Raw genomic sequence first — 25,017 nt, 5'->3', positions numbered from 1 at the left:
GGGCGGCGTCATCTCCACAGCACTTCCCCACCTCGCCCCGCCCCACGCCACCGTCACACTGGGTGATGCCCCGGTGGCCGATTTTCGGCCAAGGTCACCCGGCGTCTTCCTTCCTCCCCGGGGAACGGGGACCGCTCATCCGCCCTGGAGCGGGATCCCCCGTCCCCTCCCATGCGGGGCTCACTTCTGGTGCGGGGCTCACTCGAAGGAGATGCAGCGCAGCTCGCTCGCGGTCGAGCGGTCCAGCAGCACCGCCGAGGCGCACCCCTCCGGCGGCCGTCCCTCCTCCATCTCCGCGATCAGCCGCCGCATCGCGCGCCGATGCCGGCCGAAGGCATAGCCGGAGACCCCGCGGCCACGGGCGGCCTGGCCCTCCAGCGCCATCGTGGCGTCCACGTCCAGCAGCACCATGTGGAGACTGCGGCCCCGGCGCCGCGCGTCCCGGGCCAGCCAGCGGCGGACCCACGGCAGCGCGCCGCAGTCGTGCACCACGACGCTCACATCCGAGCGCAGCGCCCGGCGCAGCCCGGCGTAGTGGGCGTACCGCACCAGTGGGCGGTAGAGCGCGTACGGCAGCCAGCCGGGCATTCGGCGCTCCCACGCCTCCCGGGTGTTCTGCGAGTCCACCCGGATGACGACCGTGCCCGTCCCGTCCAGGAGGGGCACCGTCCGGTTGATCAGCGTGCTCTTGCCGGCGCCCGGCAGCCCGGAGGCGACCAGCACGTCCCCCACCGGAAAGCGCAGCTCACGCGGGTCCGCGCCGCCGCCTGGCGGCTGGCCGCGCAGGTCGTGCACCGCGATGCGCCTGCCGGGGATGGCCGTCGACCCGGAGGGGATGCGGCCACGCCGTGCCGGCAGGAGCCTTTGCGCGGTCTCGTATGTTCCCTGCCCATGCACCGTGATCGTCCTCCCAGGTCGGTCAACGCTGCTCGTACCCGCAGAGTGTCAAGAAAAGGTAATGTCCATCAAGGCTGCCTCTGCCCGATCCGGCCGGAGCCGCCCCGATCGGGGCTTCCTTTCTCGGCCACACATGCGATGATGTGCGCGCAACTCCATACCGGCCGCTTGAATCCGCGCGGGAGAGTCCTTGGTCACCGGCAGTCGTGCCGGGTGCCCAGGGCGCCGAAGGAGCAAGTCCTCCCTTGAATCTCTCAGGCCCCGATACCGCGTGGACGAGGCAGATCTGAAAAGCGAGCCGCGGGCGCGGCTCCACCCAAGGTGCAAGCCGGGCCCCTTACGGGCGTCGCGGCGAACCTCTCAGGTTCCGATGACAGATGGGGAGGACGCACGCGTCCTTGTCGTACGTCCTCGCCGTCGCGCGACCCCGATCTCCTGGAGCCTGAATCGTGACCGACGCCCCGCCCACCCCACGCCGCACCGCGCTGGACGCACGGCACCGTGCGCTCGGCGCCACCATGACCGACTTCGCCGGCTGGGACATGCCGCTGCGCTACGGCAGCGAGCGCGACGAGCACACCGCGGTGCGCACCCGCGCCGGGCTTTTCGATCTCTCCCATATGGGTGAGATCTCTCTCATCGGTTCGCAGGCCGGAGCGGCCCTGGATCACGCACTGGTCGGCCGGCTGTCGGCGCTCGCCGTGGGCCGCGCCCGCTACACCATGATCTGCGACGCCGAGGGCGGCATCCTGGACGACCTGATCGTCTACCGCCTCGGGGACGAGGAGTTCCTGGTCGTGGCCAACGCCTCCAACGCCCAGGTGGTGCTGGACGCGCTGACCGAGCGGGCCGCCGGTTTCGAGACGACCGTAAGGGACGACCGCGACGCCTATGCGCTGATCGCCGTCCAGGGACCCGAGTCCCCCGGGATCCTGGGGAGCCTGACCGACGCCGACCTGGAGGGGCTCAAGTACTACGCCGGGCTGCCGGGCACCGTCGCGGGCGTCCCCGCCATGATCGCCCGCACCGGCTACACGGGCGAGGACGGCTTCGAGCTGTTCCTGGCGCCGGACGACGCCGAGCGGGTCTGGGAGGCGCTGACCGAGGCGGGGGCCCCGGTGGGCCTGGTGCCCTGCGGTCTGTCCTGCCGGGACACCCTGCGTCTCGAGGCGGGCATGCCGCTGTACGGGAATGAGCTGACCACCGACACCACCCCCTTCGACGCGGGGCTCGGCCGGGTGGTGAAGCTCGACAAGCCGGGCGACTTCATCGGCCGCCAGGCCCTGGAGGCCGCGTCCCGCGAGGCGGACACCGTCAGCCCCCGCACCCTGGTCGGCCTGGTCGCCGAGGGCCGCCGGGTCCCGCGCGCCGGATACGCCGTGGTGACCGCCGACGGCTCACAGATCGGCCAGGTCACCTCGGGAGCGCCCTCGCCGACGCTGGGCAAGCCGATCGCGATGGCGTACGTGGACCCGGAGTACGCGAAGCCCGGCACCGAGGGAGTCTCGGTGGACATCCGGGGCACCCGGGAGCCGTACGAGGTCGTGGCGCTCCCCTTCTACCGGCGCGAGCGCTGAGCGGTCCCGCCGCAACGCGTCGCGCCCCACCGGCGTCATCACATGGACCGGCACGGCGTCCACCGTCGCCGCATCCACCGGCGTCACATGGCGCCGGCACCGCATCCACCGGCGTCACATGGCGCCGGCACCGCATCCACCGGCGTCACACCCCGCTGGCGCCGCACCCACCGGCGTCACACCCCGCTGGCAACGCACCCACGGCACCGCACCCACCGGTGTCGCGTCCCACCAGCTAAGACCCGTTTCCCAAGCACTCCCCCGTATCCAGGAGAATCGGACCATGAGCAACCCCCAGCAGCTGCGCTACAGCAAGGAGCACGAGTGGCTGTCGGCCGCCGACGAGGACGGCGTGTCGACGATCGGCATCACCGAATTCGCGGCCAACGCGCTCGGCGATGTCGTCTATGTCCAGCTCCCGGACGTCGGCTCCGCCGTCACCGCCGGTGAAACCTGCGGTGAGCTGGAGTCCACCAAGTCGGTCAGCGACCTGTACTCGCCGGTCTCCGGTGAGGTCACCGAGATCAACGAGGACGTGGTGAACGATCCGGCGCTGGTGAATTCCGCCCCCTTCGAGGGCGGCTGGCTGTTCAAGGTGCGGGTGACCGGCGAGCCGGAGGAGCTGCTCTCCGCCGACGCGTACACCGCCTTCGCCGAAAACTGACCCTCCTCTTCCGATCGGGACCCTGATGTCGCTTCTCAACAGCTCCCTGCACGAGCTCGACCCGGATGTCGCCGCCGCCGTCGACGCCGAACTCCACCGCCAGCAGTCCACCCTGGAGATGATCGCCTCGGAGAACTTCGCTCCGGCGGCGGTCATGGAGGCCCAGGGCTCGGTCCTGACCAACAAGTACGCCGAGGGCTACCCCGGCCGCCGCTACTACGGCGGCTGTGAGCACGTCGATGTGGTCGAGCAGATCGCCATCGACCGGGTGAAGGAGCTCTTCGGCGCCGAGGCGGCGAACGTCCAGCCGCATTCGGGCGCCCAGGCCAACGCGGCCGCGATGTTCGCCCTGCTCTCCCCCGGCGACACCATCCTGGGGCTGAACCTGGCGCACGGCGGCCATCTGACCCACGGCATGAAGATCAACTTCTCCGGCAAGCTCTACAACGTGGTGCCCTACCACGTGGATGCCGAGACCGGTCTGGTCGACATGGACGAGGTCGAGCGGCTGGCCAAGGAGCACCGCCCCAAGCTGGTGATCGCGGGCTGGTCGGCCTACCCCCGCCAGCTGGACTTCGCGGCCTTCCGCCGGATCGCGGACGAGGTCGGCGCGTACCTGATGGTCGACATGGCCCACTTCGCGGGTCTGGTGGCGGCCGGGCTGCACCCCTCGCCCGTACCGCACGCCCATGTGGTGACCACCACCACCCACAAGACCCTGGGCGGTCCGCGCGGTGGCGTGATCCTCTCCACCGCCGATCTGGCCAAGAAGATCAACTCGGCGGTCTTCCCGGGTCAGCAGGGCGGCCCGCTGGAGCACGTCATCGCGGCCAAGGCGGTCTCCTTCAAGGTCGCCGCGGGTTCGGCGTTCAAGGAGCGCCAGGAGCGCACGCTGGAGGGCGCCAGGATCCTCGCCGAGCGCCTGACCCAGCCCGATGTGCGGGAAGCGGGCGTCGCCGTCCTGTCCGGCGGCACCGACGTCCATCTGGTCCTGGTCGACCTGCGCGACTCGGAGCTGGACGGACGGCAGGCCGAGGACCGGCTCCACGAGGTCGGCATCACGGTCAACCGCAACGCGATCCCGAACGACCCGCGGCCCCCGATGGTCACCTCGGGTCTGCGGATCGGCACCCCGGCGCTGGCCACGCGCGGCTTCACCGCGGAGGACTTCCACGAGGTCGCCGACGTCATCGCGCAGACGCTCAAGCCGTCCTACGACGCGGAGGCGCTGAAGGCCCGGGTCACCGCCCTGGCCGACAAGCACCCGCTGTACGCCCATCTGTCCGAGTAACCCTGGACACGGGGGCGCGCCCGCCCTGGCGCGCCCCCGCCGCACCACCCCCGCACGGCCCGCACGCCTCCCCCCGCGTGCAGACGAAGGAGTCCCCCGGTGGCCATCTCCGTATTCGACCTCTTCTCGATCGGCATCGGCCCGTCCAGCTCGCACACTGTCGGCCCGATGCGGGCCGCGCGGATGTTCGTCCGCCGGCTGAAGAACGAGGGCCTGCTGGCCCACACCGCCTCCGTGCGCGCCGAGCTCTTCGGCTCGCTGGGCGCCACCGGTCATGGCCATGGCACCCCGAAGGCCGTGCTGCTGGGCCTGGAGGGCCACTCCCCGCGCACCGTCGACGTAGAGGCCGCCGACGGCGAGGTGGAGCGCATCCGCACCACCAAGCGGCTGCGGCTGCTCGGCACCGAGATCGGCCCCGGCCAGGAGATCGACTTCGACGCGTCGACCCAGCTCATCCTGCACCGCCGCCGCTCCCTGCCGTACCACGCCAACGGCATGACGCTGCTCGCGTACGACGCCGAGGGCCATCCGCTGCTGGAGAAGACGTACTACTCGGTCGGCGGCGGCTTCGTGGTGGACGAGGACGCGGTCGGCGAGGAGCGCATCAAGCTCGACGACACCGTCCTCACCCACCCCTTCCGCACCGGCGACGAACTGCTGCGGCTCTCCCACGAGACCGGCCTGTCCATCTCGGCGCTGATGCTGGAGAACGAGAAGGCGTGGCGCACGGAGAAGGAGATCCGGGACGGCCTCCTGGAGATCTGGCACGTCATGGAGGCGTGCGTGGCCCGCGGCATGTCCCAGGAGGGCATCCTCCCCGGCGGCCTCAAGGTCCGCCGCCGCGCCGCCACCGCCGCCCGCGCGCTGCGCTCCGAGGGCGACGCGGCCGCCCGCGCCATGGAGTGGATCACCCTCTACGCCATGGCGGTCAACGAGGAGAACGCGGCGGGCGGACGCGTGGTCACCGCCCCCACCAACGGCGCGGCGGGCATCATCCCCGCCGTCCTGCACTACTACACGCGCTTCGTCCCGGGCGCCGACGAGGACGGCGTCATCCGCTTCCTCCTCGCCGCGGGCGCCATCGGCATGCTCTTCAAGGAGAACGCCTCGATCTCCGGCGCCGAGGTCGGCTGCCAGGGCGAGGTCGGCTCCGCCTGCTCCATGGCCGCCGGCGGCCTCGCCGAGGTCCTCGGCGGCTCCCCCGAACAGGTGGAGAACGCCGCCGAGATCGGCATGGAACACAACCTCGGCCTCACCTGCGACCCCGTGGGCGGCCTGGTCCAGATCCCCTGCATCGAGCGCAACGGCATGGCCTCGGTCAAGGCGGTCACCGCCGCGCGGATGGCCCTGCGCGGCGACGGCCGCCACCATGTCTCGCTCGACAAGGTCATCAAGACGATGAAGGAGACGGGCGCCGATATGAAGGTCAAGTACAAGGAGACGGCGCGGGGCGGGCTCGCGGTGAACGTCATCGAGTGCTGAGGGTGCTGAGGGTGCTGAGGGCGGCCGGGTCCGGCCGGATCCGTCGGGGAGGAGTGGTGGCCGCATGTCACACTCCGGCGGCCTGCTCTGTCGCACCTGCGGAAGGTCTTACGACCCCAGCCGCGACACGATGGAGAAACCCGCCATGGCCCGTATCTCGCTCACTCCGCCCAGCACGCTGCTCAACCGCATAGGCGCCTGGTACTCCCGGCGCACCTACGGCAAGGTGCTCGACCCCGGCCTGGCCATCGGCCACAACGGGCGGGTGCTCCTCACCTACGTCCGGCAGGAGCGCGGTGCCGCCAAGTGGAACCGCCTCGACCGGGGCCTCAAGCACCTCGCCGTCATGGCCGCGGCGGCCAGGATCAACTGCTCGTGGTGCATGGACTTCGGCCACTGGGAGGCCGACGCCCTCGGCCTCCCGATGGACAAGATCTCCAAGGTCCCGCGGTGGCGCGACCACCAGGACGCCTTCACTGGGCTGGAACTGCTCGTCCTGGACTACGCCGAAGCGATGACCGAAACCGAACCCCGCGTCACCGACGAGCTCGCGGCCACCCTGATCGAGCGGCTGGGTGAAGCCGCCTTCGTCGAACTCACCGCCATGGTCGCCCTGGAGAACTACCGCTCGCGCATCAACAGCGCCTTCGGCCTGACCAGCCAGGGCTTCTCGGACACCTGCGCGGTACCGTCACGGACGTGATCGACGCGACCACCTTCGAGCGCCACCGGCGCATGCTGTTCGGCATCGCCTACCGCATGCTCGGCAGCGTCGCCGATGCCGAGGACATGGTGCAGGACACCTGGCTGCGCTGCAGTCAGGTGACCACCCCGGTGGACAACCCGGCGGGCTATCTGGCCCGTACGGTCACCAACCTCTCGCTCAACCGGCTCACTTCCGCCGCCGCCACCCGCGAGCAGTACGTCGGCCCCTGGCTGCCCGAGCCGCTGGTCACTCAGCCCGACGCGGGCGAGGAGGTGGAGCTGGCCGAGTCGGTCTCGCTCGCCCTGCTCGTCGTACTCGAAACTCTCTCGCCGCTGGAGCGAGCGGTCTTCGTGCTCAAGGAGGTCTTCGGCTTCTCGTTCAGGGAGATCGCCGGAATGCTGGACCGCGGCGAGGCGTCCGTACGGCAGGTGGGCCACCGGGCCAGATCACACGTCCAGGCCCGCCGACCGCGCTACGACACACCGGCCGAGGTGCGGCGCCAGGTCACCGATGAGTTCCTGGCCGCCTGCCTCGGCGGCGACCTCAACCGGATGATGGAGCTGCTCGCCCCCGACGTCACGGCGTGGAGCGACGGCGGCGGCAAGGTCAAAGCCGCCCTCCGCCCCCAGCACGGCGCCGAAAAGGTCGCCCGCTTCCTCGCCGCCGTCCTCACCCAGCCGATGGACGACCCCCGGGTCCACACGGTCGACGTCAACGGCCGCCCAGGCTTGCTCCTCACCGTCGCGGGCCGCCCGGACACGGTCGCCTGCGCGGAGGTCGAGGACGCGCGGATCACCGAGATCCGCATCATCCGCAACCCGGAGAAGCTGCGGCACCTGCCGCCGCCGTAGGCCGCTGGGGGCACCGCACACCGGCGAACAGATCGTCCTCGGGAGTCGCGACGTCGACGTGGGACCGGGCCAGGAGATAGTCCTCAGTGGGCCAGACCTCGCGCTCAACGTCACGATCATGAAGCATGAATCCGGCGTTCGGGTCGATCTGCGTGGCATGGGCGAGCAGCGCCCGGTCCCTGGTCGCGAAGTACTCCGCGCACGGCACCCGCGTGGTGATCTCCAACCCGGACCCGAACCCGGCCGCGGGTAGTTCGGCCAGCACCTCCCGCATGCCCGAGTCCATGCCGCGCGCGGTCATCGCGTCGTGCATGGCCTGGAACCACGGCCGCGACAAACCGCCCTGGTAGTACAGCTTCAACGGCCGCCAGGGCGCGCCCGCCTCGGGATGCCGGCCCGCCTCCCCCGCCGCATCGAAGGCGGCGACCGTCACCTGATGGGTCCTGATGTGGTCCGGGTGCGGATAGCCGCCGGTCTCGTCGTATGTGACGACCACATGCGGGCGGAAGCTCCGGGTCAGCTTCACCAGGCGCCCGGCCGCCTCCTCCAGCGGCGCCAACGCGAAGCAGCCCTCCGGCAGCGGCTCGCCCGGCCCCGGGAGCCCCGAGTCGACGAACCCCAGGAAGTGCTGCCGCACCCCCAGGATCCGACGGGCCTCGGCCATCTCGTCCCGCCGGATCGCGGCGAGGTTCTCCCGCACACCGGCCCGGTCCATGGCGGGGTTGAGCACCTCGCCACGCTCCCCTCCGGTGCAGGTGACCACCAGCACCTCCACCCCCTCGGCCGCGTACTTGGCCAGCGTGGCCGCGCCTTTGCTGGACTCGTCGTCGGGGTGGGCGTGCACGCTCATCAGACGCAGGTTCAAGCGCACTCCTCGGGATGGTTCGTGGTGACGGACAAACAGAAAATTAGTCCGAACACAAATTTAGGTCAACCACAATCTTAGGACCACCCATGCGAGGATGGGGCCATGACAGCAGGACTGCGTGAGCTGAAGAAGCGGCAGACGCGCCAGATGATCTCCGACACCGCGACCCGGCTCTTCATGGAGCGCGGCTTCGAGGCAGTGACGATCGCCGAGATCGCGACGGCCGCCCAGGTGGCCAAGATGACGGTCACGAACTACTTCCCGCGCAAGGAAGACCTGGCCCTCGACTACCACGAGACCATCACCACCGCCCTGGCCCGGACGGTCGCGGGCCGCCCGACCGGCGAATCGGCCCTGACGGCACTACGCCGCGCATACCTGGCCGCGGTCGAACGTCACGACCCCGTCGTGGGCTTCTCCAGCCCGGAGTTCGCCCGCATGCTCGCCGACAGCCCCACCCTGACCGCGAGACTCCGCGAGCTCCACGACCAACGCGAAGAAGCCCTCGCGGACGTACTCACCACCGACACCGCGGCCACCCCCGAAGACCTCACCCCCCGAGCCGTGGCCTCCCTCCTCACCAGCGCCCACCGCACCCTGTTCCACCACGTCCAGGTCCTCACCCGCGCGGGCCGCCCCAACGACGAAATCGCCACGGCGGCAACCCGCTCAGCCGAGAAGGTCTTCGACCTGCTGGAGCCATCCTTGGGCGACTACGCCGTGCGCTGATCCGTCAGAGCTGACCGAGATCGACCCGCACCGGAAACGGAGCCGCGACCTTCACCACACCGGTGAACACCTCGCCCTCCCGGTAGGTCTTGGTCGCGGGGTCGAGGACGTAGGTGTAGACGAGCGGGACACCGGTGGCCGCCTGCTCGATCCGCCAGTAGAAGGCGATCCCGGCCTTGGCGTACTGGTCCACCTTCACAATGCGGTCGGTGGTCTCCGAACCGGGCGACACGACCTCGGCGACCAGCAGCACATGCTCGGGCCGGGTGGGCGTGACGTCGATCGTTTCCGCTCGATACACGACCACGTCCGGACGACGATTGGTGAGCGGCACATCCTGGAGCCGGACGTCGAAGTCCGTATCGGCGTTCCAGTCAGGGCCTGCGGCATCTTCCAGGGCATTGGCAAGGATCCGAGCCAGGCGATTGTGCCGCTTCGACGCGCTGGGGCTCACCACGACCATCCCGTCCACGATCTCAATGCCCGCGCACTGCTCCTCGGACCAGGAGTCGTACTGCTCAGCCGTGATCTGCTCGTGCATCCACTCGGGAGCGACCATCTCGGCGGTCATGACTCACCTCCCTGAACCTGTGCGATGGGGCTGGTGCTGCTGGCCTCAGCGTACCGGGGCAGGCGCCCCCTGCTCCGGACTCACGGCCCCAGCGCAGGGATCCGCTGGCCTGCGTCCTCTGTCTCGTCACGGTTCACGGGTGAAGATCTCCACGTCTTCGAGTGCGTCGGCGGCAGCGCCCGCGAGGGACTCGTCGCCCCGAAGCCTCCCCACCGCCTCGACAGCATCGGGTGACACCTGCCGGTGAAGCCGGGCAAGGTGGCCCAGCGCAAGCGCGGCGGCCCTGCGTACGTCGGAATCGGGGTGCGAGGTGAAGTGGATCAGCCATCGCTCCACCCACTCTCGGTCCTGAAGGTTCAGAGAGGCTGCGATCAGCGTCTCGGAGATTTCTCGCGGCTGCCCGGAACCGAAGATTTCCGCAGCTTTCTCTGCGGTAACCTGCTCAGGCTTTTGGTACTCCATAGGAAAAGAAACTCCTAGCCAGGCGACTACTTGATCTTACCCTTGGCCGTCACTAGGCCCACTTTCCGTAGTGCACTCTGCATCTGCTGACTCAGCTCATTCCACTTCCGGACGTGACCGTGATAGATGCCGGTACCGTTGTGCGTTTCGTCGAATACGGCGAACTCTCCGGCCTCTTTGTCCACTCCCACCCGTCGCGTCGTATTGGGGTTGCGGTTAATCGAACTCTCCAAGGTGCTCTGAGGGTTTGATGGCTCGGGGGCAGCGTTTCCCCTCTGGGTCTGTCCGTGCTTGGGCGAGGGCTGGAAGGTCAGGTTCTGCTGGTCTTCATCAGCGGACTTCGATGCCTCCTCATTCTGCCGGTCGGGCGAACCGTCAGCCCCAGTGCCACCGCTCGCGGCCATCAAGACGACGCCCAACGCCCCGTACGCAGCCGCGTGGATCGCGGCCTCCCGGGTGAGGACCGTCACGCCCACTCGGGCGCCGGCCAGGGCGAGCCCGACGCCGCCGCCAGGTGAGATGAGGGCCAGGAGGGACAGCAGGAGGAGGGCGAAGCCGAGGTAGGTCAGGAAGTTGTTCAGCGCCTCCAGGAGGTGGAGGTTGCGGATGACGGGGGCGTCCGGGGCCGCGCCGTCCGCGAGTCTGAGGAGCAACAGCGTGCCGACGAGGCAGCCGCCGAGTGCGATCCAGATCCGGAATCGGATGGTGGCCAGCGCCTCGCCGTGCGGCAGGGCGAGCGTCGCCCGCCAGGTGCGCAGCAGGCGCACGAGCAGCCAGCCCGTCCACAGCAGGCCCGCGATCCCGAAGCCGACCAGCACATACAGGCCGGTGCCCGACGCGAAGCGCTGTTGAAGATCGGCCGCGGACGGGAAAGAGCCGACCGCCAGGAGGAGCAGCGCCGGGATGGTCAGGGCGACGGATATGAGTACGTACCACTTCCGGCGCCGGTCCCGCAGCCTACCGGCCGCCCTTGCCACCGCCCGTACGTCGACGCCCCGCCAGGCGTGTTCGCGGTCGGAAGCGTCGATCTGGGCGGCGGACCAGGCGACCGTACCGTGCAGGGCCTCGGCGCCGGGGTACAGTCCCGGGCCGGCCGCCCCGTAGAGCAGGGACCGCCGCAGCCGGGCGAAGCGCAACGCGATCAACGTGGACCAGGGCACGCACCAGGCCCCATAGGACGCCAGCGCGCTCAGGCCGGTCCTGCCCGCACGCTCCGCCTGCAGCAGGACACCCGGCATGGTCGCCTTCCCCCGCCACAACTGCCGCAGGTCGGCGGCCATGGCGACCGCCAGGCACACCAGCGGCACCGCCCACAGCGTCCCCTCAAACGTGTCGACCCAGTCCGCCGCGTCGCGATCCATCGGGTGCGCGGCAGCGTAGTTGGTGAGCATGTGGAGCGCGGAGGTGGCGGCGAGCGGCAGGACGCCGAGCGCACGCGCCCAGCCCCGACCGCGCAGCAGGACACCGACCCCGAACGCCGCCAGAGCCGTGTACACCAGATGGGGGCTGGTGACAGCAGCCGGGGTGCGGTCGCCGAGTTCCAAAACCCCCTGTGGGGCGGGGAACCAGGCCGAGAAGACCTGCTCGACACCCGGGATGTACGGCGCGCGGAGGCTGTCGGGAATGGCCCAGCCGCCGGCCGGGTGCGGAATCGCCCGGTCCGCGTCCAGCCCGTACCCTGCCACGGCCTCCAAGAGCCCGAACCCGGCCCCCAGCGCAGCGCCGAGCACCACGTAATCCGTCAGCCCCCACTGCCGCCGGACCCTGACGTTCCACGCCACGAGCAGCAGAGGCGCCAGTTTCATCAGCTCTTCGATGACCGGGTCGACCGCATAGCTCGCGGTCTTCACGACGTCGGCCAGCGACTCCCCGGTGGCCTCGGCGACCCCACGCGTATAGGCCAACTCCAACAGCGCCGCCGCGACCCCGGCCCCATAGACGCCGACCGCGGTGATCAGCAACGTCGTGGAAATGCGTACCGACCGGGTCGGCCAGGACAACACCAGAAGCTGCGCCACGCCGTACACGCTCGCGGCCACCATGAGTAACGCCACGCCCAGTCCCCCCGACTGTTCGGCTCAGGTGGCGAGGCTATTGCCCAGATCGTGGTCGCGACAACGGGACTTCCGCCTGCCGTGGACGGGGCGGTGCCGGCGTCCGCGCCGCCGGCGGGCGTCGGACACGCGGACACGCACAGAGCGCGGGTCCGCTCGGCGGGCTGGACGGCAGCGAGATCAGTGCCGCGCTCGACGCACAGGGCAACCCTCCGCGGATCACCGACCCGGGCGGCGCGGAGTGGCGGCAGACCTTCGACGCGGCGGGCAACCACACCACCCTCACCGACCCGCTCTCCGCCACCACCCGCTACCTCTACGACGCGCGCGGAGGTCTGCTCGCCGTCACCGACCCGCTGGGCGCGACGACCCGGGTGCGCTGCGACGGGGCCGGGCTCCCGACCGAAATCACCGACCCGCTGGGAGCCACCACCCACTACCAACGGGACGCGTTCGGCCGCGTCGTGGCCGAGACCGACCCCCTGGGCGCGGTGACCCGCTACACATGGAGCCCGGAGGGCAAACTCCTGCGCCGCACCGGGCCGGATGGCTCGGCGGAGTCCTGGACGTACGACGGCGAGGGCAACCGCACCACCCACACCGACCCCGTCGGCGGCACGACCGTGTACGAGTACACCCACTTCGACCTGCTGTCCGCCCGTACCGGCCCGGACGGCGTCCGCTACGAGTTCGAGCACGACGCGGCGCTGCGGCTGACGAAGGTCACCAATCCGCAGGGTCTGACATGGAGTTATGAACACGACCTGACGGGCCGCCTGATAGCGGAGACGGATTTCGACGACCGTCATGTGCGATACGCGTACGACGCGGCGGGCCAGCTCACCGCCCGGACCACTCCGCTGGGCCGGACCGTCGCCTACGAGCACGACGTACTCGGCCGACTGATCCGCAAAGCGTCCGACGACCGCACCACAACCTTCACCTACGCCCCCGCCGGGCTCCTGACCTCAGCTGCCGGTCCGGACGCGGAGGTCGTCTACCAACGCGACCGCCTGGGCCGGGTGACGTCCGAGATGGTGAACGGCCGCGTCCTGACGCACACCTACGACCCCCTGGGCCACCGCACCCGCCGCACCACACCCACGGGTGCGATCACGACCTACGCCTATGACGTGGCGGGCAACCGCACCACCCTGACCACCGGGGACCGCGTCCTCGCCTCGGCACACGACGCGGCGGGCCGCGAAACCACGCGCCGCATCGGCGACACCCTCACCCTCACCAGCACCTGGGACCCGCTCGGCCGCCTGACCGCGCAATCGCTGACCGGCGCACCCGGCGACATCCATCACCGGGCGTACAACTATCGAGCCGACGGCCACCTCATCTCGGTGGACGACCACCTGTCGGGCCGACACACCTTCGATCTGGACGCAACCGGCCGGGTGACGACCGTCCACGCCGACGGCTGGACCGAGACCTACGCCTACGACGAGGCGGGCAACCAAACACACGCGGCCTGGCCGAGCACGCAACGCGCCCAGGAGTCGACGGGCCCCCGCACCTACACCGGCACGCGCATCACCGGTGCGGGCTCGGTCCGGTACGAACACGACGAGGCTGGCCGCCCCACTCTCCGTCAGAAGACCCGCCTGTCCCGCAAGCCGGATACCTGGCGCTACACCTGGGACGCCGAAGACCGCCTGGTATCGGTCACCACCCCCGACGGCACGGTCTGGCGCTACCTCTACGACCCCTTCGGCCGCCGCACCGCCAAACAACGCCTCGCGGCCGACGGCGAAAGCGTCCTGGAGCAAACGGATTTCACCTGGGACGGCCCCCCGAACTCGTCGACGAATCAGGCACCATCGCGTGGCACACCCGCTCCACCCTCTGGGGCACCACCACCTGGGCCGCCGACAGCACGGCCTATACACCCCTCCGCTTCCCCGGCCAATACTTCGACCCCGAGACCGGCCTCCACTACAACCACCACCGCTACTACGACCCCCATACCGCCCGCTACCTCACCCCCGACCCCCTGGGCCTCACCCCAGCCCCCAACCCGGCGACTTATGTCCACAACCCCCACACCTGGACCGACCCCCTCGGCCTCGCCCCCTGCCGTGAGTTCCACACAGTGCAAGGTCCTGAAGACGCCACGCGGCTACGAAGTGACGGCACCCCGTGGCCTGCAGAAGAGAACCGGGGGCAATACGGAGAAGGTGTCTACTCGTGGGGGAGCAGGGCGGATGCCGAGCGCTATCTGGAACGTCGACAGAGCCGAGGGTATGACGTAGAGATACTGACCTTCAGAGTCTCCGGAGACGACTTTGCAACCCTACGCAAGGCCGATATGATCGAAATGAGCCCTAGCGAAGCGGAATTTTTCATGGATCGCCATAGTCGACTGTACGGAGATGGAATGCCACACGGCTACGACTACATACGAGGTAGAACCGGAATGGGTGAAGAGCACTTCTTCAGCAAATCCGTATTCCACCTGTTGAAATTCCTGGAATAGAAATGACAGTCGTTCGAACCTTCAAATTCCGCAAGCGCTTCCCCAGTGGGGGCCTTGCCGCCGACCTGTCCGCCTCGAGCATCGCGAACGGCAGACCACACAAACAGCATATCCAAATCCACCGAAAGATTTATCTATCCCCTCCACCGGGCATTAACTGGAAAGATCTGGCGTGGCTCTGCGTCGGCGTATCACTTCACTCGGAGAACCTCTCCTCACTCCATCCTGAGGGCATAGAAATCGCAGTCCATCGACTCACGTTTCCACTCAGCGACTACCGTTCGGAAGTCGCCGCCCTCGCCATCGACGGATGGCTGCGAGAAGAATTCCATCTTCCCGACACGGGAGCGCGAGTAGATTATTCTCCCGAAACAGGCTCGCATGCATTCTATTGGGGAGATGCACAAGATCCGTTCGCGGATAACTTCTAGGCATCGACCCAGCTGGCGCACCAGTCACACACCATCAATGGCGAGATAATCGATATGTTCTCCACTGCCGCAGGCATCGGAATGGCGGGCTCTTGAGCGCCCGCCGACCGATCATCGCCGCCTGGGCGGGGCTGTGCCTGGCCGGCATCGCCGCCACCTCCGCCCTCAACGCCGAGCCGTACACGGACAAGCCGGGGTCCCCCGCCGAGGAGCCGACGCCGACGGGCACGTACGCCGTCGACTGCCAGGAGATCGCCGACGACATCGAACAAGCCCGTGCCGAGGCCAAGCGCGAGCAGCCGGAAGCACTCAACCCGTCCGCGACCCCCCTGCACCAGGGCACAGTCACCTTCGAGGCCGTGGCGGTGCCGGAGGAGTGCGCTGACGAACTCGAAGACCGCGGTCTGAAGACACGCTGAGGATGGCGCTTCCCGCGCCCGTGTGTCCTGTCGCCTCAGACGGTGGGGAACCGTCCGCTCCGCACGGCGGCCGTGAACGAGTCCCACGCCTCCACGGGGAAGACGAGGGCGGGGCCTGCCGGGTGCTTGCTGTCCCGGACCGGGACGACACCGGCAGTGGCGGCTATGCCGGGGGCAAACTCCACGCACTCACCTTCATTGCCGTTGCTGTAGCTGGACTTGACCCATTCAGCACCGGACAGGTCGAGGGCGGTCTTCATCGGGCGTATTCCTCCATCACACTGCAGATCATGGACAGGGACTGTTCGGGATGCAGAGCGGCAGCCCGCAGTCGGTCGTAGGTGGCTGTCGCATTTGCCACCGCTTCCGGTGAATCGACGAGTTGGCCTGCCATCGCCGTGTCCGCGTAGGCGACATTGTGCCCTTCATCGAACGTCAGAAGCGTGAAGCTCTCTGCCGCCGGGGATGCCCCCACCTCGAACGGTAGTACCTGAAGAGTGATGTGCGGAGACTCCGCCTCCTTCAGAAGGTGGGCGAGCTGTGCGGCCATGACCTCCAGGCCACCCACCGCAGTCCGTAGGCAAGCCTCGTTCAGGACGCACCAGAGCAGTGGAGGGGTGTCCTTCTCCACCACCTCGTGCCTCCGCAGTCGTCGCTCGATCTTCGCGTCGATTTCGTTGACGCTCGCCCGGGGATGCACGGCCTGGAAGACTTCCCGCGCATACTCGGGCGTCTGCAGCATGCCCATGACGAGCGCTGCCGAGTAGTTCGAGATACCCGTCGCCTGCCGCTCCAACTGCACGTACGGCACGAACCAGTCCGGATAGCCATGCTGACTGGCCCGCTTCCGCAGGCGCGCGAACATGCCTGGCGTCCCGAAGACCCGATCGCACGCGTCGGCGAACTCGGGGCTGGCCAAGCGCTCGCCTGCTTCCACCTTGGCGACATATTGCTGCCCGTAGTTGGCCTGCAAGCCCAACTCCCGCTGGCTCAGCTCCCGATGTGTCCGCCAGGTCCGTACCTCGGCTCCGAGGAACGCCGCCCCGCTGGACGGCTCCTGGCCTTGCTTGGCCTCACTCACCTGTGGTTCTCCCCTCACCCCAAGCCTCTTGGTGTGCCCCGATCCCTGTTGCGCGAGGCCCCGCAGGGCAACGCTGGGAGTACACAGAGTGATTAAAGCTCGCAAGACACATCCAGGTCAGGAAGAACCCCCCATGGTGTTTCCCCCCGAACACATCACCGAATCCACACGGCCTCTCGTCGCGGACCGGGTCACCCGCGAGATGCGGGAAGTGGCACGCCGACGTGGCTGGGTTTCGGTGAACCCGGCCGAGCCATCGGCGGGAGGGACTCCGTACGCCCTCTTCTGCGGGGCGCTCCCCGAAGACCTGGCACGGCGCCAACAGCCGCCCTGCCTCCACCCACACCTGCACCCGCACCCGCACCCGCACCCGCACCCGCACCCGCACCCACCGGAGAGTGACCGTTGAACGACACCTGCCCCACCTGCCGCCACTACGCGGCACTGCGCGAACAGGCCAAACAAGCCGGGGACTACAGCAAGGCCACCGACTACGAGGTACTGCGCCGACGCCACCCCGCCCACACCGTCCGCATCCCCCGGCAGCCCGAAGGACGAGCCGTATGAACCACCAGCTCCATCAGTCACAGCCCAACCGTCCAGTGCCAGCCCCCGGCCAGATGGCGTACGACCCGGTCAGTGACCGCACCGGCGTGGTACAGGCGGTCCACAGCGCCGCCGAATTGCGCTTCGATCACCGGATGACCGGCGACCGGGTCGCCTTCCTCCGTCCGGAGCGCGGCGGGATCGAGTGGACGGCCGACGCCGCAGCCCTGCGTTTCCCGGCAGATGGAGAGCGGATGGAGAAGGGACCGTGTGATGCCGTCGAGTCCGCCGAGGCGCTCGCGGAGCGCCTTGGCGTTCCTCAGGAGCAGTAGTCCTGGCGCAGCAGCGCGTTGATGCGTTTGCCGTTGGCCACGGTCACCTTGTGCTGTGCGGTGCTGAAGCGTCGTGCCGCTTTCTCGTCCGGGTTCGCGGCGTTCCGTCGGAGGTCGTAACACTGCTCTCCGGCCTTGTCGACGTCTTCGGCGGCCCCGAGAGCCGGGTCGATATTACGCAGGGCGCTTTGGAGTTCAAGGCTCTTGAAGGCCAGGAAGTCCTCCTTGGCCTGGTCGCCGGCGTCCGACGGCACTTGCGCGGGGAGTCTGTGGTCGGTGGGCGGAGTCGAAGGGGTGCCGGGGCTCGGATGACTCTCGGCGCTGGGGGTCGGATGAGTCTCGGCGCTGGGGGTCGCCGACGTCCTGGCCGTGCTCGGTTTGTCCGAGGACGCCGTGTGCCGCGTGTCATCGGTGCCGCATCCCGCGAGCAGCAGCACGGCGGCCGCGCCGAAGGCGGCGGAGGCGGCGAGCGCGCCGCGTCGTCGGGTGGAGGGTTTCCCGCACATGGCTTGGCTCCCGTGGGTGGACCTGAGGGCCTTCCTCAGCGGGATCAAGCTGGCACACCGTGTCCGGGACCGGTCCCGGATCGCCCGGCCGGTGGCGGGGGGCGCCGGGGCCCGGGCGCCTCGAATATCGTTCGAGAGCGGCGCTCGCGCCCTGCTAGCGTCCTTCGCGTGGCGAAACTCAATCAGATCATCGCAGTGGAGAAGGGCGTCAAGTCCAAGACGCAAGCCGACCTGACGGCGTCCCAGCGCCGTTTGGACAAGCCGGCGCTGCTGGCGGGGATTTCGCGTACGTATCAGCCGAAGGACGAGGAGGGCGAGCAGTTGCCGCCCGAGTCGACGCGGGTGCAGGTGAAGGCGGAGGACGTCCTTCGGGATACCGCGACGACGCTGACCCGGCTGTTCGATGTGACCGCCACCAAGGACTGGACGAACTGCGAGGCCCGCGCGGATATCGAGGTCGAGGGGCGCACGCTGCTGCGTGATGTGCCGGTCTCGTATCTGCTGTTCCTGGAGAAGCAGTTGACGGATCTCGCCACCTTCATCCGCAGGCTGCCGACCCTGGACGCCGCCGAGTCGTGGTCGCTCGACCCGTCGACGGACAGCTGGAAGACCGAGGCCGTGCGGACCGTCCGTACGAAGAAGGTGCCCAGGAACCACGTGAAGGCGGAGGCCACGGAGAAGCACCCGGCGCAGGTCGAGGTGTATTACGAGGACATCCCCGTCGGCTACTGGACGACGGTGAAGTTCTCCGGGGCCCTCCCGGCGCGGCGGGTCAATGAGCTGCTCGACCGGGTGGAGAAGCTCCAGCAGGCGGTCAAGTACGCCCGCGAGGAGGCCAATGGCGTGGACGTCGCCGATCAGCGCATGGGCGACGTGGTCTTCGGCTACCTGTTCGGGTAGCGTCATGGACTCCCCGGCCGCCGGGTCAAGCGGTGGTGCGGGGTGCGCGAGGAGCGCAAGCTGAAACTGAAGCTCGTCGTGATGCACGTGGTTGCGCTGGGAGGTATTGACAACCTCTCCGAGCACTTGGTCACGAGAGGGGACGGTCCGCCTCAGGAGGTAGCCGGGATTAGCCCCCGGTCTTCGAGCGGGCCGTGCGCCCGTGGCACGCGTTCAATCTCAGATTCTTGCTCCAGCCTCAGCATTCGCCGCCGATCGCCTTACCGACCGGGCACGGGCTTGGTCGTCGGATGCCGGTTCGAATCCGGCCCGCCCCGCTTCGTGGAGCGGTAGTTCAACGGAAGAACACGACGACATCAGATTGACCCGTTCTCATCCGGGGGGCGTGCGCAGTTGGGCGGCATCACAGGGCCCGGGGGATGGCCAAACCCTCGGGTCCGCTTCTCTTTGTGGCCGTTCGGTCGGCCTGCCCCGTTGCTCCGGCGTGCCCGTTCCCTCGGCGTGCCGCTCCCCGGCGTCCCGCTCCCCCGGCGTGGGCCCGAACGCCTGCGGACCGCGATCTCGTCCCAGTAGGGTCCTCCGTACGAGAGGGGGAATAACACCCGTGTGTTCACTCGTTCTTGACCCGAGGTAGGCGCCATGCTGCACGGCATCGACGTGAGTTCGTACCAGTCCACCTTCGACCCGGACGGGCTGGCCTTCGTCTTCATCAAGGCCACCGAAGGACGGTCGTACATCAACCCGAAGCAGACCTCGCAGGCGTCCCGGGCGCGGAAGGCGGGATGCGTCGTCGGTTTCTACCACTTCCTGTGGCCGGGCAACATCACGGCGCAGGCGCAGTACTTCGTCGAGAAGTGCGCGTCCCAGAAGCACGATCTGCTCGCCGTGGACTGGGAGACCACCGGTTCCGGCACCCGCGCGAGCAACGCCGAGAAGGACCGGTTCATCCGCGAGGTCAAGAAGCTGCGTCCCACCCACCGCGTGATGCTCTACTGCAACCGGAGCTTCTGGCTCAACTACGACACCACGTCCTACGCCGGGGACGGCCTGTGGATAGCGGACTATGTGACGGCGGGCAAGCCGCGCATCAAGGCGAAGTGGCGGATCCACCAGTACACCGACCGCCCACTGGACAAGGACGTGGCGAACTTCTCCAGTAAGGCCGCGCTGCAGGCGTGGGCCGATCCCAGCCGGGCGGCGCTCACCACGGAGGAGACGGAGGACGCCGAGGACGTCCACCTGGCGGAGGGTGCGGACGACGCGGGCGCGGGAGAGAGTGGCGAGGAGGCGCGGGAGGGCGGGGCCTGACCGGGCCCTCGGGGCGTTGTCGGTGGGTGCGCCTACGCTGCCCGGTATGAGTTACGCAGACCTGCGCGAACTCCGCAGCGCGCTCACCACCGCGTCGGACATCGCCTTCTCGCTGGACGCCGCGCCCTCCGGGCCGGAGACCGAGCTGCTCACCGACGCCCTGCGCCGGGCGCTCGCCGCCGCGGGGTCGCTGACCGCCGAGCGCGGTGCCACGGGCTGTCCCGAGCATCCGCGCGGGGCCGTCGATCCGCTGTACGGGGATCCGGAGGATCCGCTGCCGCCCGGCTACGGCCGCTGTCTGCTGTGCAACGACCGCAGACGGCGGGCGAGCGCACAGCGGCGCGGCTGGCGCTGACGCGCCGGCCGTGCCGCCATGTTCGGCTCGTTGCCGCCGTGCGGCCCGTTGCCGCCGTGCGGCCCGTTCAGCCGGTCTTGCTGCCGTCCTTGTTCTGGGCCGCCCAGAACTCGTCGAAGGTGAGCAGCCCGTCACCGTTGGCGTCGTGGGCGTTGATGACGGCCTGGGCGACGGGCTCCGTGACATACGGGTCCCCCAGCTGCGCCATCACGCTCTTGTACTCGGCCGCGGTGATCTGGCCGTCACCGTTGAGGTCATACCGCTCGAACGCCTTGCGCGCCGCCTCGATATCCGCCACCTGTTCCGCCCCTTCCGTGCGTGTGCTTGACCCGCACAGATTAGCGGTCGGTGGCGGTCAGGCCGTCGGCCGCGTCGCGATGTACACGACATAAGCGGCGCACGCGGCGTTCGCTACTTTCGCTACGTTCGCCAGGTTCGCGGCGCGTAGCCTTTGTTGACCAGGGACATGTAGCGGTCCCAGTCCCACAGCGGGCCGGGGTCGGTGTGATCGGCTCCGGGGACCTCCACATGGCCGATGATGTGGTCGCGGGTCTTGGGGATGCCGAAGCGGTCGCAGACGGCCGCGGTCAGGGCGGCGGACGAGGCGTACATCTCGTCCGTGAACCACTTGGGGTCGTCCACCCAGCCCTCGTGCTCGATGCCGATGCTGCGGTTGTTGTAGTCCTTGTTGCCGGCGTGCCAGGCGACGTCCTTTTCCCGGACGAACTGCCCGATATAGCCGTCGGCCGAGGCGACCATGTAGTGGGTGGAGACCTGCTTGGCCGGGTCCTGGAAGATCTTCATCGCGTCCGGGAAGGTCTCCTGCGTCACATGGATGACGATGAAGTCGATCGGATACGAGGTCGGGCGGCTGGATACGCGGTAGTTGGAGGTGGAGGCGGGGATCCAGTGGGTGGGGGGATAGGCGGCCGCGCGGCGGCGGCGTCTGTCGTCGGCGTGGGCGGTGGTGGCGGTAGCCGCGGCGGCGGTGAGTCCGGTGGCGGCGGTGGCGAGATAGGCGCCCGAGCGGAGCAGGGCGCGCCGGGTGGAGGTGCGGCCGTGCGCTTCCATGGGGGGTCTCCCGAATGGCGTAGCCGGGACAAAGGGGGGTGATACGTGGGGGGTGTGACGCGCGTAGCGCAGTTCCATGGTGAGTGCTGGGCAGGGCCATGCCAAGAACCGACGGGCAAAGAAAGATTTCGTGTCACGGTCTGGACCACTGGAGATTCATCAGAAAGAAGTCGACAACAAAGGAAAATCGCCCCCCTACCCGCCATTAGCAAGGCAAGTGTTACAGCTCACCTTGGATTGGCTTGGAAGTGATCTACCGTCTCTGCGATAGTCGGGGCCGCGACCCCATTGACCCGAGCGAGGTCGCTTCCCCCGAATGCCATGACGAACACCCCTTTCGTGCCATGGCCGGGGACGAAGAGAGGTCCCCGTGTCGTCGCCGCACGACGACGCGGGGACCCTTTTCACGCTCCGCGCCGATGCCCGCACCGGCGCTCGCGCGGTCAGTTTTCGGCCACGCGCATCTCGAACCAGGTCGTCTTGCCGCACGGCAGCAGATCGACCCCCCACCGCTGGGAGAGCTGGTCGACCAGCGTCAGCCCGCGCCCGCTGGTGTCGAGCTCCCCCACCGGCAGCAGGCACGGCAGCCCTCGGGAGGGGTCACGGACCTCGACCCGGATCCAGCCACGCCGCCGCAGCATCCGCAGCCCGAAGGTGCGGGCGCCGGTGTGCCGTACGGCGTTGCCCACCAGCTCGGAGACGAGCAGCACGGTGTGCTCGGCGAGCTGAAGGCCCAGCCCCCAGTCGCGCGCCACCACGAATTCGGCCAGCCGGCGGGCGGTCGCCGCGGACTCGGGACGGGAGGGCAGCCGCACCTCCTCGGCCGCGGGGTTTCCAAAGAGGTCAAGCGCCCTGCGGGCCCGCTCGTCCTCGACGGACGGCACCCCCCGCACCGCAGCCGTACCAGTGCGCTGCTGCGGCTGCTCCATTCCCTCCAAGCCCGCCATGCCCCCCATCATGGCCGCCCAAAAGGCCATCCGGGGCGGAACCATGGGATCCCGAACACCGGAGCCCCAGGCTCCACAAACCCGATCCGACATATGCCAAAGGCAGTTGGGGCACCACAACACCCCGGCTGACCAGCGATGTCACCGCGCATACGCGTGATCACCCAGCGTACCGGACCGGGTCATCCACGGGTCGACCGTTGGCGAAGAAAATTCGCTCGCACGGGGCATACCCGGCTCCGTGACCCGGGTCGAGTCGATCGGAACCGATCAGGTATCAGCGGAACGTGGCCTTACCCGGCCCGTCCTCGACAAAGCTGCGCATCCCGATCTCCCGGTCCTCGGTGGCGAACAGCCCGGCGAACCAGGTCCGTTCGATGGCGAGGCCGCTGTCGAGGTCCGTCTCCAGCCCCCGGTCCACCGACTCCTTGGCCGCACGCAGCGCGATCGCCGGGCCCCGGGCCAGCCTCGCCGCCCAGGCGTGGGCCTGCTCGTAGACCTCCTCGGCCGGTACGACCCGGTCCACCAGGCCGATGGTGAGCGCCTCGTCGGCCTTGACCTGACGGCCCGTGAAGATGAGGTCCTTGGCCTTGGCCGGGCCGACCAGCCGGGCCAGCCGCTGGGTGCCGCCCGCGCCCGGGATCAGGCCGAGCAGGATCTCGGGCTGGCCCAGCTTGGCGTTCTCCGCGGCGATCCGGAAGTCCGCGCACAGCGCCAGCTCGCAGCCGCCGCCGAGGGCGTAGCCGGTGACGGCGGCGACCACGGGCTTGGGGATCCGGGCCACGGCGGTGAAGGAATCCTGCAGATCACCGGAGCGGGCCACCATCGCGGCGTGGTCCATCTCCCGCATCTCCTTGATGTCCGCGCCGGCCGCGAACACCTTCTCGCCGCCCCAGATGACCACGGCGCGCACATCGTCGCGGCGGGTCACCTCGGCGGCGAGCTCCCGCAGCCGGTCCTGGGTGGCGGTGTCGAGCGCGTTCATCGGGGGGCGGTCAAGGCGGAAGGTGGCAACGCCGTCGGCAACCTCGAGATTCACAGTCATGAGCGCAGGTTAGCGCCCGCTAACACGGGAGCGGTGGGCCGGGGCGGTGCCATAACGCGGGGACGCGAAGACGCGGGGACGCGAAGACGCGGGGCCGCCGGGGACGCCGAGGGCCGGAGCCGGGGCACCAGGGCGCCCCGCCTCCGGCGCGGGGTCATGCCTTCCACTTCTCCCAGGACATGTTCCAGCCGTTGAGCCCGTTGTCCGGCTGGACGGTCTCGTCATGCGAGTTCTTCACGATGACCACATCGCCGATGATCGATTTGCGGAAGAACCAGGACGCCGGGGTGGCGGAGTCCCCGCCGCCGCGCTGGTCGAACAGGCCCACACAGCCGTGGCTGACATTGGACGAGCCGAACGTGGCCTGGCCCGCCCAGTAGTTGCCATGGATAAAGGTGCCGGAGGTCGACAGGCGCATCGCATGCGGCACGTCCTTGATGTCGTACTCCCCGTCGAAGCCGACCGTGGCGCCGTCCATCCGCGTCACCGGATGCTTCTCGCTGATCACCATTTTGCCGTTGTAGGTCTCGTGGCCGGGCGCGCCCGAGGTGATGGGGATGGTCTTGATGGTCTTGCCGTCCCGCTTGACCGTCATCTTCTTGGACTTGGCGTCGACGACCGAGATCTGGCTGCGGCCGATGGTGAACGTCACGGACTTCCGCTGCTCGCCGTACACCCCCGGCCTGCCCTCGATCCCGTCCAGATCCAGACTGAGCGTCACCTTGGTGCCGGGCTTCCAGTACTTCTCCGGACGGAAGTCCAGCCGGTCGTTGCCGAACCAGTGGCTCGCGAGCGGCACCGACGGCGAGGCGCTGACCTTTATCCCCTTCTCCACGGCCGCCGGGTGGGTGATACCGCGGTTGAAGTGGAGCGAGACGGGCATGCCGACGCCGACCGTCGAGCCGTCCTCCGGGGTGTAGATGCCCACGAAGGTCTTCTTGGGACGCAGGGTGGTGAAGGTCGCGTGCCGGGTCGTGGTCAGGCCGTCGGTGTCCTTGGCGACCGCGTCCACGGTGTAGGTGGTGTCCGAGCGGAGATGGGCGGCGGGCAGCCAGCTCTTCCCGTCCTCGCCGACCTTCCCCTCGACCGCGGCGCCCTTGGCGTCCTTGACCTTGACCGAGGACAGGGTGCCCTTCGCCGAGGTGACCTTCAGCGCACCGCTGGTGTCCACGCCCTTCGCGCCGTCCTTGGGCGCGATCGTCACCACGGCCCGCGAGGTCTTCGGCCGGCCGTCGCCCTCGCCGTCCTTGCCCTTCTTACCTTCGCCGGAGCCACCGCCCCCGCCGCACGCGGCCACTGCCATCAGCAACGCCCCGAGCAGCAGCGCGAGAAGCCCCTTGCGGCCGGCGCCCGCCGCCCTCGGTATCCACCGCATCGTCACAACAGCTCTCCCTCCCCCGGAGCCGCGCCCCCGCGGCAAGCCCGATCACGCGCAGGCG

General features: G+C 69.0%; 27 protein-coding genes, 1 pseudogene and 1 riboswitch. Of the genes and pseudogenes, 15 read left to right on the top strand and 13 right to left on the bottom strand.

Annotated features, from left to right (window positions below; all coding sequences use genetic code 11):
- Positions 1-198: 198 nt before the first annotated feature.
- Positions 199-897 carry an AAA family ATPase gene (locus tag J5X86_RS16945; protein WP_208517639.1) on the bottom strand — a complete coding sequence of 233 codons (699 nt, stop codon included), beginning with the start codon at positions 895-897 and terminating at the stop codon, positions 199-201.
- Positions 898-1,066: 169 nt separating this feature from the next.
- A riboswitch (glycine riboswitch) is annotated at positions 1,067-1,177 on the top strand.
- A 169-nt stretch (positions 1,178-1,346) separates the two neighbouring features.
- Here J5X86_RS16945 and gcvT point away from each other — a divergent pair.
- The 6 genes from gcvT (at position 1,347) to J5X86_RS16915 (ending at position 7,468) form a co-directional block, all read left to right on the top strand.
- A complete protein-coding gene (gene gcvT / locus J5X86_RS16940; protein WP_208517638.1) occupies positions 1,347-2,474 on the top strand; it encodes a glycine cleavage system aminomethyltransferase GcvT in 1,128 nt (375 codons plus the stop codon).
- A gap of 283 nt (positions 2,475-2,757) precedes the next feature.
- On the top strand, positions 2,758-3,138 hold the full coding sequence (gene gcvH, locus J5X86_RS16935) for a glycine cleavage system protein GcvH (RefSeq protein ID WP_014055066.1): 381 nt from the start codon (positions 2,758-2,760) through the stop codon (positions 3,136-3,138).
- A 25-nt stretch (positions 3,139-3,163) separates the two neighbouring features.
- The gene (gene glyA / locus J5X86_RS16930; RefSeq protein WP_208517637.1) at positions 3,164-4,429 is read left to right on the top strand and encodes a serine hydroxymethyltransferase; all 1,266 of its coding nucleotides are present in this window, start codon (positions 3,164-3,166) and stop codon (positions 4,427-4,429) included.
- A 99-nt stretch (positions 4,430-4,528) separates the two neighbouring features.
- On the top strand, positions 4,529-5,911 hold the full coding sequence (locus tag J5X86_RS16925) for an L-serine ammonia-lyase (RefSeq protein ID WP_208517636.1): 1,383 nt from the start codon (positions 4,529-4,531) through the stop codon (positions 5,909-5,911).
- Between the two features lie 64 nt (positions 5,912-5,975).
- Positions 5,976-6,614, top strand: a complete 639-nt coding sequence (locus J5X86_RS16920) for a carboxymuconolactone decarboxylase family protein (protein WP_308124589.1) — start codon at positions 5,976-5,978, stop codon at positions 6,612-6,614.
- Positions 6,611-7,468 (top strand): RNA polymerase sigma-70 factor, encoded by an 858-nt coding sequence (locus J5X86_RS16915; protein ID WP_208517635.1) that lies wholly within the window; start codon positions 6,611-6,613, stop codon positions 7,466-7,468. The genes J5X86_RS16920 and J5X86_RS16915 overlap by 4 nt, the downstream gene beginning before the upstream one ends.
- On the opposite strand, the gene mca is transcribed toward J5X86_RS16915, so the two are convergent.
- The gene (mca, locus tag J5X86_RS16910) at positions 7,425-8,318 is read right to left on the bottom strand and encodes a mycothiol conjugate amidase Mca (RefSeq protein WP_243980636.1); all 894 of its coding nucleotides are present in this window, start codon (positions 8,316-8,318) and stop codon (positions 7,425-7,427) included. The two genes, J5X86_RS16915 and mca, sit on opposite strands and share 44 nt — an antisense overlap.
- 120 nt (positions 8,319-8,438) lie before the next feature.
- Here mca and J5X86_RS16905 point away from each other — a divergent pair, with 120 nt between their 5' ends.
- Entirely contained in the window at positions 8,439-9,065 is a 627-nt protein-coding gene (locus tag J5X86_RS16905; protein WP_208517633.1) for a TetR/AcrR family transcriptional regulator, read from the top strand.
- Between the two features lie 4 nt (positions 9,066-9,069).
- Here J5X86_RS16905 and J5X86_RS16900 read toward each other — a convergent pair whose 3' ends face one another.
- The 3 genes from J5X86_RS16900 to J5X86_RS16890 all read right to left on the bottom strand — a co-directional run bounded on the left by J5X86_RS16900 (position 9,070) and on the right by J5X86_RS16890 (position 12,152).
- A complete protein-coding gene (locus J5X86_RS16900) occupies positions 9,070-9,636 on the bottom strand; it encodes a Uma2 family endonuclease (RefSeq protein WP_208517632.1) in 567 nt (188 codons plus the stop codon).
- Between the two features lie 126 nt (positions 9,637-9,762).
- Complete coding sequence (locus tag J5X86_RS16895; protein WP_208517631.1) at positions 9,763-10,098, bottom strand: hypothetical protein; 336 nt, start codon at positions 10,096-10,098, stop codon at positions 9,763-9,765.
- Positions 10,099-10,124: 26 nt separating this feature from the next.
- Entirely contained in the window at positions 10,125-12,152 is a 2,028-nt protein-coding gene (locus J5X86_RS16890) for a PrsW family glutamic-type intramembrane protease (protein WP_208517630.1), read from the bottom strand.
- Between the two features lie 125 nt (positions 12,153-12,277).
- Between J5X86_RS16890 and J5X86_RS16885 the strand changes: the two are divergent.
- The 3 genes and pseudogenes from J5X86_RS16885 to J5X86_RS16875 form a co-directional block, all read left to right on the top strand.
- Positions 12,278-14,637: pseudogene (locus J5X86_RS16885) on the top strand (RHS repeat-associated core domain-containing protein); the annotation flags it as partial.
- A 2-nt stretch (positions 14,638-14,639) separates the two neighbouring features.
- Positions 14,640-15,068, top strand: a complete 429-nt coding sequence (locus J5X86_RS16880; RefSeq protein ID WP_208517629.1) for a hypothetical protein — start codon at positions 14,640-14,642, stop codon at positions 15,066-15,068.
- 92 nt (positions 15,069-15,160) lie between these two features.
- Positions 15,161-15,487, top strand: a complete 327-nt coding sequence (locus J5X86_RS16875) for a hypothetical protein (protein ID WP_208517628.1) — start codon at positions 15,161-15,163, stop codon at positions 15,485-15,487.
- A 35-nt stretch (positions 15,488-15,522) separates the two neighbouring features.
- On the opposite strand, the gene J5X86_RS16870 is transcribed toward J5X86_RS16875, so the two are convergent.
- Both J5X86_RS16870 and J5X86_RS16865 read right to left on the bottom strand, forming a co-directional pair.
- Complete coding sequence (locus J5X86_RS16870) at positions 15,523-15,747, bottom strand: DUF397 domain-containing protein (protein WP_208517627.1); 225 nt, start codon at positions 15,745-15,747, stop codon at positions 15,523-15,525.
- Positions 15,744-16,568 (bottom strand): helix-turn-helix transcriptional regulator, encoded by an 825-nt coding sequence (locus J5X86_RS16865; RefSeq protein WP_308124587.1) that lies wholly within the window; start codon positions 16,566-16,568, stop codon positions 15,744-15,746. Before J5X86_RS16865 ends, J5X86_RS16870 begins: the two co-directional genes overlap by 4 nt.
- Before the next feature lie 405 nt (positions 16,569-16,973).
- On the opposite strand from J5X86_RS16865, the gene J5X86_RS16860 reads away from it, so the two are divergent.
- Positions 16,974-17,135: a hypothetical protein gene (locus tag J5X86_RS16860; RefSeq protein ID WP_208517625.1), complete on the top strand. Its 162-nt coding sequence runs from the start codon at positions 16,974-16,976 to the stop codon at positions 17,133-17,135.
- A complete protein-coding gene (locus J5X86_RS16855; RefSeq protein WP_208517624.1) occupies positions 17,132-17,446 on the top strand; it encodes a hypothetical protein in 315 nt (104 codons plus the stop codon). The genes J5X86_RS16860 and J5X86_RS16855 overlap by 4 nt, the downstream gene beginning before the upstream one ends.
- On the opposite strand, the gene J5X86_RS16850 is transcribed toward J5X86_RS16855, so the two are convergent.
- On the bottom strand, positions 17,434-17,952 hold the full coding sequence (locus J5X86_RS16850) for a hypothetical protein (RefSeq protein ID WP_208517623.1): 519 nt from the start codon (positions 17,950-17,952) through the stop codon (positions 17,434-17,436). The two genes, J5X86_RS16855 and J5X86_RS16850, sit on opposite strands and share 13 nt — an antisense overlap.
- Before the next feature lie 168 nt (positions 17,953-18,120).
- Between J5X86_RS16850 and J5X86_RS16845 the strand changes: the two genes are divergently transcribed.
- The 3 genes from J5X86_RS16845 to J5X86_RS16835 all read left to right on the top strand — a co-directional run bounded on the left by J5X86_RS16845 (position 18,121) and on the right by J5X86_RS16835 (position 20,515).
- The gene (locus J5X86_RS16845; RefSeq protein ID WP_208517622.1) at positions 18,121-18,852 is read left to right on the top strand and encodes a hypothetical protein; all 732 of its coding nucleotides are present in this window, start codon (positions 18,121-18,123) and stop codon (positions 18,850-18,852) included.
- 639 nt (positions 18,853-19,491) lie between these two features.
- Positions 19,492-20,160 (top strand): glycoside hydrolase family 25 protein, encoded by a 669-nt coding sequence (locus J5X86_RS16840; RefSeq protein ID WP_208517621.1) that lies wholly within the window; start codon positions 19,492-19,494, stop codon positions 20,158-20,160.
- Between the two features lie 46 nt (positions 20,161-20,206).
- A complete protein-coding gene (locus tag J5X86_RS16835) occupies positions 20,207-20,515 on the top strand; it encodes a hypothetical protein (RefSeq protein WP_078643828.1) in 309 nt (102 codons plus the stop codon).
- A 67-nt stretch (positions 20,516-20,582) separates the two neighbouring features.
- On the opposite strand, the gene J5X86_RS16830 is transcribed toward J5X86_RS16835, so the two are convergent.
- From J5X86_RS16830 to J5X86_RS16810, 5 genes are all read right to left on the bottom strand, one after another.
- The gene (locus tag J5X86_RS16830) at positions 20,583-20,813 is read right to left on the bottom strand and encodes an EF-hand domain-containing protein (protein ID WP_014055044.1); all 231 of its coding nucleotides are present in this window, start codon (positions 20,811-20,813) and stop codon (positions 20,583-20,585) included.
- 122 nt (positions 20,814-20,935) lie between these two features.
- Positions 20,936-21,586 carry an N-acetylmuramoyl-L-alanine amidase gene (locus J5X86_RS16825; RefSeq protein WP_208517620.1) on the bottom strand — a complete coding sequence of 217 codons (651 nt, stop codon included), beginning with the start codon at positions 21,584-21,586 and terminating at the stop codon, positions 20,936-20,938.
- Between the two features lie 443 nt (positions 21,587-22,029).
- Positions 22,030-22,533 carry an ATP-binding protein gene (locus tag J5X86_RS16820; protein WP_203348534.1) on the bottom strand — a complete coding sequence of 168 codons (504 nt, stop codon included), beginning with the start codon at positions 22,531-22,533 and terminating at the stop codon, positions 22,030-22,032.
- Between the two features lie 277 nt (positions 22,534-22,810).
- Positions 22,811-23,578 carry an enoyl-CoA hydratase/isomerase family protein gene (locus J5X86_RS16815; protein ID WP_078643825.1) on the bottom strand — a complete coding sequence of 256 codons (768 nt, stop codon included), beginning with the start codon at positions 23,576-23,578 and terminating at the stop codon, positions 22,811-22,813.
- 154 nt (positions 23,579-23,732) lie between these two features.
- Positions 23,733-24,953: an Ig-like domain-containing protein gene (locus tag J5X86_RS16810; protein ID WP_208517782.1), complete on the bottom strand. Its 1,221-nt coding sequence runs from the start codon at positions 24,951-24,953 to the stop codon at positions 23,733-23,735.
- Positions 24,954-25,017: the final 64 nt, after the last annotated feature.

Origin of the sequence: Streptomyces sp. NEAU-YJ-81 (assembly GCF_017592595.1) — a bacterium.
Lineage (GTDB): Bacteria > Actinomycetota > Actinomycetes > Streptomycetales > Streptomycetaceae > Streptomyces > Streptomyces hygroscopicus_B.
This window is presented reverse-complemented; position numbering and strand designations above follow the sequence as displayed.

Excerpts from the sequence above, each read along its gene's own strand:
- gcvH (WP_014055066.1), top strand. The coding sequence starts at position 2,758 with ATGAGCAACCCCCAGCAGCTGCGCTACAGCAAGGAGCACGAGTGGCTG.
- glyA (WP_208517637.1), top strand. The coding sequence starts at position 3,164 with ATGTCGCTTCTCAACAGCTCCCTGCACGAGCTCGACCCGGATGTCGCC.
- J5X86_RS16920 (WP_308124589.1), top strand. The coding sequence starts at position 5,976 with ATGTCACACTCCGGCGGCCTGCTCTGTCGCACCTGCGGAAGGTCTTAC.
- mca (WP_243980636.1), bottom strand. The coding sequence starts at position 8,318 with ATGAGCGTGCACGCCCACCCCGACGACGAGTCCAGCAAAGGCGCGGCC.
- J5X86_RS16905 (WP_208517633.1), top strand. The coding sequence starts at position 8,439 with ATGACAGCAGGACTGCGTGAGCTGAAGAAGCGGCAGACGCGCCAGATG.
- J5X86_RS16900 (WP_208517632.1), bottom strand. The coding sequence starts at position 9,636 with ATGACCGCCGAGATGGTCGCTCCCGAGTGGATGCACGAGCAGATCACG.
- J5X86_RS16895 (WP_208517631.1), bottom strand. The coding sequence starts at position 10,098 with ATGGAGTACCAAAAGCCTGAGCAGGTTACCGCAGAGAAAGCTGCGGAA.
- J5X86_RS16880 (WP_208517629.1), top strand. The coding sequence starts at position 14,640 with ATGACAGTCGTTCGAACCTTCAAATTCCGCAAGCGCTTCCCCAGTGGG.
- J5X86_RS16870 (WP_208517627.1), bottom strand. The coding sequence starts at position 15,747 with ATGAAGACCGCCCTCGACCTGTCCGGTGCTGAATGGGTCAAGTCCAGC.
- J5X86_RS16855 (WP_208517624.1), top strand. The coding sequence starts at position 17,132 with ATGAACCACCAGCTCCATCAGTCACAGCCCAACCGTCCAGTGCCAGCC.
- J5X86_RS16850 (WP_208517623.1), bottom strand. The coding sequence starts at position 17,952 with ATGTGCGGGAAACCCTCCACCCGACGACGCGGCGCGCTCGCCGCCTCC.
- J5X86_RS16840 (WP_208517621.1), top strand. The coding sequence starts at position 19,492 with ATGCTGCACGGCATCGACGTGAGTTCGTACCAGTCCACCTTCGACCCG.
- J5X86_RS16835 (WP_078643828.1), top strand. The coding sequence starts at position 20,207 with ATGAGTTACGCAGACCTGCGCGAACTCCGCAGCGCGCTCACCACCGCG.
- J5X86_RS16825 (WP_208517620.1), bottom strand. The coding sequence starts at position 21,586 with ATGGAAGCGCACGGCCGCACCTCCACCCGGCGCGCCCTGCTCCGCTCG.
- J5X86_RS16820 (WP_203348534.1), bottom strand. The coding sequence starts at position 22,533 with ATGGCGGGCTTGGAGGGAATGGAGCAGCCGCAGCAGCGCACTGGTACG.
- J5X86_RS16815 (WP_078643825.1), bottom strand. The coding sequence starts at position 23,578 with ATGACTGTGAATCTCGAGGTTGCCGACGGCGTTGCCACCTTCCGCCTT.
- J5X86_RS16810 (WP_208517782.1), bottom strand. The coding sequence starts at position 24,953 with ATGCGGTGGATACCGAGGGCGGCGGGCGCCGGCCGCAAGGGGCTTCTC.